Below are 10,379 nucleotides of genomic sequence, written 5' to 3'. Positions count from 1 at the left end.
GCCAAATACATCTTTTATAGCATCCTGCATTTCCTCCTTATTCTGGGGGTGATACTGCTCCATGATAATTTTGGCGATAGCCTGTCCTTTTTCATTGCCTCTGTTTTTTCGTCTTGCCATAAGTGCTGTACTCCGTTTCTGTCATTCTCATAGATACTGTACCGTACTCTCATATAAAAATTAAGTGCGTAAGTTAGTTACCGGTAACTTACACACTTAATTTTACACACTCTCTTTGACCGGAATTAACCGTTCCATTCTTCACTAGGGTCTATTTCTTCATAACCACATTCTTTCATGACACCTTCAAGATTTTCGTCGATGAAATTTTTTATCTCATCTCGTATTTCTTCTTTAAGCGTCCAGACAATTTCGTCCTCACAAAGCTCCTTATCATAAAGATATTCAACAGCTTCATGAGGAAATTCAACCTTTTCACCATCCGGTGTTTCGAATCCGGTGTCTGTTTCTACCAACCTCAGGTAATCTCGGCTATCAACGCCTTCTAGTTCATAGCATTCGAAATCATAGGCATCAACGACCGGTTGCATATAAACTTTAACCTCACCTTTTGGACAGGTAATATGTGCCATACAATTGAAGTTTGACAATATCCTGCCCCAGTCACTACCACCATAGGTAAGATACTTACCGTTTTGGTTGGTAAATACACCAGAATAGTCAAACTCTACATCAACCTTAACCTTTGCTTTTTCCATAACTATTCCTTCTTTCTTGACTTGTTTTTCGTCTTCGCTAGAGCAACTCCGTACTTTTGGGGGATATGCTCTTTCTCCGATAATCTTCATTATCATCTACCTCATATGTGTAGTTTAGTCTTCTAGTGCTACTGTATTACTTCCATGGTACCAATCCTCCTTAGAATCCCCACTAACTATTATGTCAGCAGGCATAAATACATCTTTCTTCTTCATCAGTACAGCTTCCTTGCCACTATCTTTCGCTAAGCAATCTTCCGTGATTGCCCTCTACTAAGATTCATTCAGACATCCTTGTCCTTGCCAATTCCTTTCGGCAATAACCAGGAGCATTAGAACATCTCCTCGTTACATTTTCTATACTACCTCAAAAACTAATTCTATGTAGAAATCCCGCACCAACTCCCTAAAATTTTTTATCCGCAATCCTTTTTCCATTGGTTTCCTTCATTATATGTACCAAAATTGATTCTCTCACGGATTTCGTGTTATATCTTTTCTAAAATGCCTATCCCTATAGGCTGTCGCCTATTCATTTCGGGTGTCCAGCAAAGCAGGTATGGCTCCCCATACACCAATTCTTTACATCCAAGGATTATTTTTTTGCCAATGGTGCACGAATTCCAGCATAACTTTTCCGTTTGTGATATAATCATGGGTTGATTTTAGGTACTCAGTTTTCTGTCCCGAAATAAGCACCAAAAAAGACAGGCATATCATTCCCTTGCCTGTCTTTTTTTTCAGCCATTGTCAAAAATCTTATCCATCGATATCGCAAACAATATGTATTTTGATTAAAGTTTACTTTTTTCTAAGTTCTAAAATATACTCTTTAACCTTCATGTATTCGTATTCAGTCAGCTTAAACGAACGGGTTTTCTTTACTGGCCCATCTATTTTGGGTCTTCCTGCCCCTATACGGTGTCCACCTTTGCCGGATGCTTTCTTTCGTATGATTTCAGCAACGACCTGATATTTAGACGGAATTTTTTCAAGACGGCTGTAATGTTCCTTCTCTATTCCCTCTCCTATAGTAAAGTCTAAGCCGTTACTCCAAATCTTTGTCCCTTCAACTCTTCCGTAAGCCGTTTGAACTGTCCCTTCTTTTTTGTCAGCTGGAATAATCGTTAATTCTTCTATATCGCTTGCGGTATAATGACCGTTCTTCATATTTTTCCTCTCGCATTCTATTTTATTTGATTTCAATATACCATAATCAAACAATATCATCAACTCTAAATGATTCACCAAAAAGAGCGTTCCCATCGTGGAGTAAGTATGTTTTTATTGTCTCTTTATCGTTTTCGGCAAGAAGACTCCACCCTCGAAGCAAAGCGTATATCTACGGTTGCGGCATAAACCGTCAGAGTTGTAGTAGAAGCCCACGAAGCGGGCCACAACGGACGCAAAACTCCGTTGTGTAGCCTGCTTGGGCAAGCTGAGGAACTTTGTGGCGGTCTTATGACTCCGCAGGGGCGGTCAACACCAATCCCAGACTTTTGTCTGTTGTTCCTCGGCTTGCCGTATCAAACAGGAATCCCCCACTTCTATAAGTGGGGGAGGTTCACAATTTTCTTTAATCTTTAGTCTATATCTATGACAAAAAGGCAAAAGAGAACATTGCATTAAATAAGGAACAAAACATAGTACAAAATTTAACCCTCCGACCAAAATTCCCACCATAACGAATATATAAATGCCTGCGATATGCTCTACCGAACGTTCCATTTAGCCCTAGAATAAGCACTTTTTACCTAACACTTATCTTTTTCCCACTACAAAATATATTTATCATTTGTGGCGAGAAGACTCCCCCCTCTTAGGGTGGGGATGAACCGCCACGTTTTTTGTTCTACAATCGTACCAAATCCCGATGACTCCATACATAGTGTGCTATAATGTATCATATCAATCAAAAGGAGGTGAATCGAATGGCAACGAAAGTAGTGAAATCATCTTTTTCTGCGTCAAAAGAAGACATTGACAAACTATTCGCCTGTAACAGAATCGCCGCAATGATTTGGAATGCTTCTTTGGAAATTTCCAAAAGCTATGCTCTTGCAAATGGCGGGAAATGGATTTCCAAAAGTGGCCTATATAAAGCATTGAAGAACCTATACCCACTGCATTCGCAGAGCGTTCAGATGGTTGCAGACAAGTATTTGGACGCAAGAGACGCTGCTCACGCCGCAATCCTGAAGGGGTATAAAAACAAATATCCGTGGCGGCGTAAGAAAAACTTCAATACGCAATGGAAGGATAAAGCATTTTCTTTCGATTTTGAGAAAAACGTCCTCTCCCTTTCTTTGGGAATTTGGGATGGTAAGCGTCAGCAAGGTATTTGTCTGAAACTTCCCAAGAATATCATGGCAAAAATCAACGAAATCATGTCCCTTAACAAAGATGCGATTTCACAAATCGAGCTTTGCTACGATAATGGCCTCATGCTTTGCATAATCTATGATGACGGCAAGCAGTCACCCGAAAATATCGGGTTCCCCGAAACAGTCGGCGTTGACCTTGGGGAGATTCATTCCATCGCGGCCTGTGCAACGAACGGAAATTCCATCATCATCACGGGTCGAAAGCTGCGGTCTATCAACCGTCTCCGCAACAAAACACTAGCAAGCATAAGCAAGGCACAAGCCAAGTGTACCAAGGGTTCCCGCCGCTGGAAGAAGCTGCAACGCAAAAAACGGTATATCCTCTCTAAATCCAAGCACCAAGTAGCGTACAAAACTCACGAAATCACCAAGAATTTCGTGGACTGGTGTTTAGAAAATAAGGTAGGCAAAGTATTTTGCGGCAATCCAGAGGGCGTCCAACGCAACACTTCGGGACGGAAGAAAAAGAACCGTACCAAAAACAAGAAGAAAATCCGTAACCGCAAAACCTCACAGAAACTTTCGAACTGGAATTTTGGGAAAATTAAGGACTGCCTCAAGTACAAACTTGCCAATGTTGGCATTGAATTTGAGGGAATCAGTGAAGCGTACTCTTCCCAGACCTGTCCGATTTGCGGTCAAAGACACAAGACTAACAGTCGTAACTATAAGTGCAGTTGCGGATACCATGCCCATCGTGACGTTCACGGGGCACATAACATTTTGTCGCTTGGCTTGAACGGTCATTTCGATAAAGTCTGCGACTTTGAGAAACAAAAAACAAAGTATCTACGGTTGGCTGCGTAAGTAGCCAAAGTTGTAGTAGAAGCCCACGAACCGGGCCCAGCGAACTAAAAAATTCGTTGCGTAGCCTGTTTTCGGCGGTCGAAGAACGATTGCGACAGCCCTTCGGGGCTCCGCAGGAAAAGGTCAACACCTTTTCCCGGACTTTGGTCTGTTTGTTCGACGGCTTGTCGTTCAAAAACAGGAAGCCTCCGCTTCAAACGTCGTCAGACGCTAAGCGGGGGAGGTTCACCGACCAAATATACCACCACAAAACAGGACATATACCTTTTCCGAAAGTGCCTCTTATTGAGTTCCGACGATTTATACCACCATAAAATAAAAGGTGGGAATTATGCATCTTACATCACATATCGGTGTAGAAGGAAAAAATTCGGCGAGTGAATATTTTAGTGTACTAAAGTATTCACTCGCCGAATTTTTTTATAGATGACAGACCATCAGTTTATAAACATATCCATTGTAATATACCCAGACATTAGACGCTGTGCAAGATGTTCCCTGAAGAACATTGTTTCCTTATTACGCAAGTCACGTTTTTGAATTTTAACTCTTGCATCGCCGATATCATAAGGGATTCCCATATTGCCGGCCATATTTTCCATTGCAATAGCTGCTGAATCAAAAATCTCTAAAAGATTTTTCATATTGCCTTTTTTGATGATGACACCTGCATTGTTTTTACATGTCTTGTAGACATCTTCCAGTTGCATATCGGTCTTCTGCAATTCAGTTTCCACACTGCTATTTGTATCGGCTTTGCGAAGCCAGGATTTACGTCTGGATTTTGCATAATCCTTTTTGATACAGGTAATCAGATAGCCAGCACTAAGCGGTTCCTGTTCTGGTTTGCGTTTTTTGAGCTGTTCCTTGTAATAAGCCAGGTTGCTCTTTAACACATCAATACTATAAGTATTGATAATCTCTAAGCACGTAGATTCAGGCTTGACGCCAAAAGAGGAAAACTCATCAAATAATCGAAGATGTTCAGAATCTAGATTTGCAATCTTATCTTCTGTAGTGATGATTTTTTTCGGAGCAGGTAATACTTTGCTTTCAACGTCAGTAAGGTGGATAGTTATTGTAGTAGCAGCTCTGCGACCCTTTCCATCATGTGAAAAGTGGAATTGTTTCAAAGAAGTATTTTTCCGTATCTGTTTTTCTGCTTTTTTCAAAACATCTCGCTGAAAATCTCGGAAATTGGCATAGGATGTAACAGGCATGTTCAGACGCTCTTTAAAACGTTCAATGCTGATGGAATAAGTTCCTTCGGCAATAAGCTCTTTGACTACCATAAAGACTTTGAGTTGTGTGATACCTCGGATGGCCAACATTTCATCGATGTCAACTTCAGTAAATTTTTCGGAAAAGTCCTGCAGGTAGGGTAGCATTTTTTGATTTATTGCGACAGAAACTGTATCGTTAAAATCGTTGTACTCAACTGAATTGTATAATGGTATTTTTAACCAATTATGTTTATCTTCCTCACTAGAGTAGCGTTTTACTATTTTTAGACTTTTATCTGAGACCTGGTCTATAGCTTCGCGAATAATATTTCGCCAGCCTTTGTCTTTGTTGACGTTTAGCTTGTCGGCGAGAACAGAGATTTTATATTCATAAAGAACATCATGATTCAATAAAGTTTCTTTTGCTAAAGAAGCCATAGTAAGAAGCCAGATTTTCATTTCGTTTTCACGCATGGAATGCTTAGCGAACATGAGCTCATTGGCAAATTTGGTTGGAGCATCAAAATCTAAGTCTTGGAATACACATGCTTGAGTTTGGGATACTAACTGACCTTTTTTTTGTGGCATAATCAGATATCCTTTCTAGTTTGTAGAATTTACGCTTACTATTATACTATTTATAGTGGAATTCAGCAACAGACATTTCCCACCACAAATAACATGTCCTTATATATTATCTGTTTATATAATAAACAGATAATAATATATATAGGGAACGTTGTGGTGGAGAGATTTGTCGGTTGCCTGAAGTCCCATGTAGTATAAGGGGTGGTGAGCAATTCTAGCGAAAAATTGGGGCTTTTATAGTGGGGACATTTGTCTGAAGAGTAGTTGTTGTGGGATGATTTGTCGGAACTAGTCGTTTCCCCTTTGTAGATAAGGGCTGACGTTGATTTTTAGGCATAGTAGTGGGGGGATTTGTCGGTATTTTATAGTTTGCAGTGGGGGGATTTGTCGGTTATGGTGGGGGAATTTGTCGGTTAAGTCAGTTCATTTTTTTGCTGGAATAGTCGTCATAGCAAGCAGGGAAAGGTTTCATGAGAAACTTTATTGTGGGAAGATTTGTCGGGAAAACAGTTGTAGTGGTATATTTTGTCGGTGAAATAATAGCCTTATTAAGCCAGAAATAGTTTTTGGTGGTATTTTTTGTCGGTTTAATTTTTATGGTGGGGGATTTTGTCGATTTTATCCACATCATATTGTTGATAACACTGACGAACCCAATAAATAAAGGACTTTTTTATCCACACCCTGTTGATAACTTAGGATTGGAGGTTATTTTTCCTGTAAAAATAGAATTATTTCCGACATAACTACCCACAACAAATTTTTATACATACATAAAAGAATTAGCCTAATATGAAGAGAACTGACCTTAAATAGGTCAGTTCTCTTTGAAGTTATTCGGAATCTTCCGGAGAGTCGAGGATATAATCTTTGTATTTGTTTTTGAAAGCAGTGGCTTTCTTATCGGGAATATACATAATAACGAGCTGAGAGGCCTCTGGAGCCTTGCCTGAGAGGTGAATGGTATATCCATCCTTATTTTCAGTTAAAGACTTGATATGGCCAATTCTGAGGCTTTCAGCCTGTTCTTCTTGATTTTTGGTGATGAGCTCATGGAAGATAGCCATAACCTTATTAGATGGGGTCTTGGCAGGGATGCCCATGATTACCTCATCCGTTATATTATCGGACTCCGAGTAAAGCTCTTCCTGAACCTCCTGTGTCCAAGATGCTATTCGGGATGCAACCTTCTGGGTAATGGTACCGTTGTCATACATGGTGAAAAAGGGTGGGATAAGGTTAGCCATTTTATTCCAGTAGAAGGCGGTCGTTCGCTTCATACCCATCTGTTCGGCAGCTTTATCAAGAATTTGCTTTTCGCCACGCTTTTTCAGAATGGTAAGCTTTGTGTGTACAGCAAAACTCTTGTCGCTGCCAGTTAGATTGGCTCTCTGAACATAGTTTGTATCAGAAGCAATTTCTCTGGCCTGGTCATCTGTTAATTCTTTGTATCCGTATACTTTACACTCGATGGAGAGGTATTTATCATCGCCAGTAATCTCGTGAAGAACCTCGTAGATATTCTTTCGAGTGTTACCTGCTAAGATTTCAAACTCTTTGCCCTCTTTATCGAGTGAACGAACAACAAGTGGCTGCTGGAGACCGTTACGGTAAATACTGTCGGCCATCAGTACTTTTTTCTGATTGGAGATAGGGGTGAACTTATTCCAGTCGTCTTTAGTGTTTTTTAGGCAGGATAAGGGTAAGACCTTATAAGTTCCGGTGCTTCCTGCAATGTCTGTTAGAATTTTATCCGTTTTAGCACTAGTTTCCTGGATAGAGGATAACGATTCCTTGGAAGTATCATCTTTGCTGGCTGGGACAGACGCACCATGAGAAGCGAGGCGTTTTCTGGTCATCTCTTTGAAGTCCTCATTCTCAAAACGGTTGCTTACTCCCACGGGCATATTGGAAGTGTCTTCTGTTTGACCGGAAAGGTCCACAAAACTAATGCCCATCATGTTATTGTTCTTTTTATTGTTGCTGCTCAATTCTATTCACCACCTCATCACAAAGTTTTATATATGCTTTAGAAGCCTTGCATGCTGGTTTCCGATAGGTTACGGGAGCACTAAGGTTCTCAGAGTTGATAACGTCCTGATTGTAGGGAATACGAGTTTCGAAGAGCATTTTATCCCAGCCATTCTGCACCATGGGCAGGAATTCGTGGAAGGATTTTGTTCTGTCCACTACTTTGGTCATAAAGGCACCAAGAATCTTCAGCCCCGGACGCTGTTTGGCCGTAGTGAGTACAAAGCGGGCCATGGCATTTGCACCAAGAATGGCGTGTTTGGCAGGTTCCACAGGAATAATGACATAATCCGTGCCCAGGAGGAACATAGCCACTTCGTTGTTCATGGCTGGTCTGCTGTCTACGAGAATATAGTCGTATTTATCCATAGCCTTGGCTTCTTCGATAATATCGGCAATAATATAAGCATAGCGGACGCCGCCGGCATTGAGTTCAGCATAGGTGCCGTCCAGACGGATATCCGAGCAGATGAGGTCAATGCGGGGGAACTCCGTGGAGTTCAGGATATAGTAATCTAGCTTCACGCATTTGTCCGGTGCGTCATCCTGAACGGCCTTCATGCGGTCTTTCAGCAGGTTACCAAGATAGTTATCCAGAATCTGGTTCTGACCTTCACCCATATAGTTAAAGGTATTGGAAAGATTGCCCTGGGGGTCAGCATCAATGAGCAGGACGTTCTTGCCCTTCTTGGAGAGCAGGTCGGCCAAAGCTGCCACGGTGGTGGTTTTGCCGACACCGCCTTTGTTGTTGCTTACGGAAATAACGATTCCTTTATGCTTCTTTGCCTCTTGTTCCATGCTTTCCTCCTTTTCGTAAAGGGTGTTCACAGCATCATCTAAGATTTTAGTCTTGGGGACTCCCTTTTTGGCGGAAAGGGTTTTTAGCTTTTCCACATTGTCGTTGGATAGAGTAGTGGTGAAAGACTTACGGTTGGTTAACTCAGCCATTAGCTACCTTCCTCCTGTATAGTATAATTAAAAACCTAAAACTTAACTAAGTTATGGGTAAATCATACCATTTTTTATAACAGAAATCAAGGAAACTTAATTAAAAATATGTTTATAGAGTATAATAGTGGGAATATTGAAACTATGATTAAGTTCAAATAAAGTAGATATTGAAGATATCGGGAGAAAAAATTCACCGAGCGAACACTTTAGTAAACTAAAATATTCACTCGGCGAATTTTTGGGAAGCATCATTGAGCTTAATGGGAGAAAACTTCTCCCAGCATAGCGGTATAGGAGTTTTTTATATGCACCGTGAAGCTAATAATATCAAGGGGGAGCTAGCGTTTCTTTGTGACATTTTTGTTAAAGTATCTGGTCTGTTTCCGCCCATCTCGGTTTATTCCTTTATAAACGACTATTTTTAACCAAAACACGTCCTAAAAAAGACTATTTTTAACTGAAGTATTACACTTTTAGTTGACAGATACAAAACAACCATTCTGGAACAGTCCATAAAAAGGCGACAGCCCCATGAGGAAAGCTGTCGCTCATTCACCAAAGCTAGGCATGGCAGACAAAGAAATTTTGTCGTATGCTCCGTTTTTCTTGTCTTCTGGATGAGGTTCCAGGCCAATAATGGTAATATCTTGTCGGTTTGGTCCGTATACCCAATACATACGCATGGCACGGCTGGTGTTATTCTCAAGATATGATTGCCATACTTTAATGCCGTATCTTTTGGTAAGTGGCTCGATTTCATGTGATTGAAGACTGGGATAGGTCGGGTCTTGGGATAGGAGCTTTAGAGCTTTACCCCATTTTTTTAAGAGAGACAATTCCTTTTTGGAAATGGTGCCATTGACATGCTTATTAGATAAATCTGTCCATAATTGCATCATCTCAGGGATGCCCATACGAATAGCAAAACTCATGTTCAAAAACCCGTCAAATCAATTGGTGCAGATACTTTGCCAACCTTGTAATTGCGGATGGACTCATCCATCATGTCAAGGGTTTTCTTGGAAATCTCCTTTGGAACTACTAATTCTCTTGGCTCAAGGACAATGTAGCCATTTTCATATTCCTTTACTTGGTAATAATCATATTTGGCTCCACGTAATGTCAAGCGGTGCTTGGCGTCAAGATGTGCCGTATAATCAACGACTACTGATGCGTCCATGATGATTTCTCCTTTCACGTGGGATATCCCACCTTCTATATCTATATTTTAGAGGATATGGTAAATTATGGCAAGTAAAATCTGGTCGAAATCTCGGCCGTTCACAATTTCGTCAATATTAACGTTCCTGCATTGCCCCGTCATATACCAATTTCGTACGCTCGTCGAACAGCACTCAGAGGATTTCGTCAAAGGCCTTTGGGGGCTCTTTGTTACAGCCATGACGGTTTTGAAGGCAATTTCCGTCGTCTGCTGGACTGGGTAGGAATACATCCCTGTGGAGATGGAGAGGAAAGCCACACTACGTATGAGGCAGGGGCTTTACGTTGCAAATTGGTAAAGAGTATAGAACTGAATTTGCCCGGCAGGGAGTGACGGAAGTCTGGAAGTATGGTATTGCCTTTTGCGGGAAAAAGATGTGGCTGGAACATAGATAACATAAATGACCTAATTTAAGAGAATAAAGCTAAAAGCTTTACAAAAGCCATTTATTTTG

Annotated in this window: 8 protein-coding genes; 1 reads left to right on the top strand and 7 read right to left on the bottom strand. The window is 40.8% G+C overall.

Annotated elements, in window-relative coordinates; all coding sequences use genetic code 11:
* Positions 1 to 245: 245 nt before the first annotated feature.
* Positions 246 to 809 (bottom strand): hypothetical protein, encoded by a 564-nt coding sequence (locus T320_RS08515; protein WP_037354860.1) that lies wholly within the window; start codon positions 807 to 809, stop codon positions 246 to 248.
* A gap of 711 nt (positions 810 to 1,520) precedes the next feature.
* Positions 1,521 to 1,985, bottom strand: a complete 465-nt coding sequence (locus T320_RS08510; protein WP_037354857.1) for a hypothetical protein — start codon at positions 1,983 to 1,985, stop codon at positions 1,521 to 1,523.
* A 665-nt stretch (positions 1,986 to 2,650) separates the two neighbouring features.
* Here T320_RS08510 and T320_RS08505 point away from each other — a divergent pair.
* Complete coding sequence (locus T320_RS08505; protein WP_037354856.1) at positions 2,651 to 3,910, top strand: RNA-guided endonuclease InsQ/TnpB family protein; 1,260 nt, start codon at positions 2,651 to 2,653, stop codon at positions 3,908 to 3,910.
* A gap of 437 nt (positions 3,911 to 4,347) precedes the next feature.
* Here the strand turns inward: T320_RS08505 and T320_RS08500 are convergent, their stop codons facing one another.
* The 5 genes from T320_RS08500 to T320_RS08480 all read right to left on the bottom strand — a co-directional run bounded on the left by T320_RS08500 (position 4,348) and on the right by T320_RS08480 (position 9,883).
* Entirely contained in the window at positions 4,348 to 5,721 is a 1,374-nt protein-coding gene (locus tag T320_RS08500; RefSeq protein WP_037354855.1) for a replication initiation protein, read from the bottom strand.
* 833 nt (positions 5,722 to 6,554) lie between these two features.
* The gene (locus T320_RS08495; RefSeq protein WP_037354854.1) at positions 6,555 to 7,712 is read right to left on the bottom strand and encodes a ParB/RepB/Spo0J family partition protein; all 1,158 of its coding nucleotides are present in this window, start codon (positions 7,710 to 7,712) and stop codon (positions 6,555 to 6,557) included.
* Positions 7,696 to 8,700: an AAA family ATPase gene (locus T320_RS08490; protein ID WP_037354852.1), complete on the bottom strand. Its 1,005-nt coding sequence runs from the start codon at positions 8,698 to 8,700 to the stop codon at positions 7,696 to 7,698. The genes T320_RS08495 and T320_RS08490 overlap by 17 nt, the downstream gene beginning before the upstream one ends.
* A gap of 551 nt (positions 8,701 to 9,251) precedes the next feature.
* Complete coding sequence (locus tag T320_RS08485) at positions 9,252 to 9,635, bottom strand: hypothetical protein (RefSeq protein WP_037354850.1); 384 nt, start codon at positions 9,633 to 9,635, stop codon at positions 9,252 to 9,254.
* A gap of 2 nt (positions 9,636 to 9,637) precedes the next feature.
* Positions 9,638 to 9,883: a hypothetical protein gene (locus T320_RS08480; protein WP_037354849.1), complete on the bottom strand. Its 246-nt coding sequence runs from the start codon at positions 9,881 to 9,883 to the stop codon at positions 9,638 to 9,640.
* Between the last annotated feature and the right edge of the window lie 496 nt (positions 9,884 to 10,379).

This window comes from Selenomonas sp. FC4001 (genome assembly GCF_000701565.1).
GTDB lineage: Bacteria > Bacillota > Negativicutes > Selenomonadales > Selenomonadaceae > Selenomonas_A > Selenomonas_A ruminantium_B.
Note: the sequence above shows the minus strand (reverse complement) of the source record. Positions and strands in the feature narration are given on the sequence as shown.

Excerpts from the sequence above, each read along its gene's own strand:
- T320_RS08500 (WP_037354855.1), bottom strand. The coding sequence starts at position 5,721 with ATGCCACAAAAAAAAGGTCAGTTAGTATCCCAAACTCAAGCATGTGTA.
- T320_RS08505 (WP_037354856.1), top strand. The coding sequence starts at position 2,651 with ATGGCAACGAAAGTAGTGAAATCATCTTTTTCTGCGTCAAAAGAAGAC.
- T320_RS08480 (WP_037354849.1), bottom strand. The coding sequence starts at position 9,883 with ATGGACGCATCAGTAGTCGTTGATTATACGGCACATCTTGACGCCAAG.
- T320_RS08510 (WP_037354857.1), bottom strand. The coding sequence starts at position 1,985 with ATGGGAACGCTCTTTTTGGTGAATCATTTAGAGTTGATGATATTGTTT.
- T320_RS08515 (WP_037354860.1), bottom strand. The coding sequence starts at position 809 with ATGAAGATTATCGGAGAAAGAGCATATCCCCCAAAAGTACGGAGTTGC.
- T320_RS08490 (WP_037354852.1), bottom strand. The coding sequence starts at position 8,700 with ATGGCTGAGTTAACCAACCGTAAGTCTTTCACCACTACTCTATCCAAC.
- T320_RS08485 (WP_037354850.1), bottom strand. The coding sequence starts at position 9,635 with ATGAGTTTTGCTATTCGTATGGGCATCCCTGAGATGATGCAATTATGG.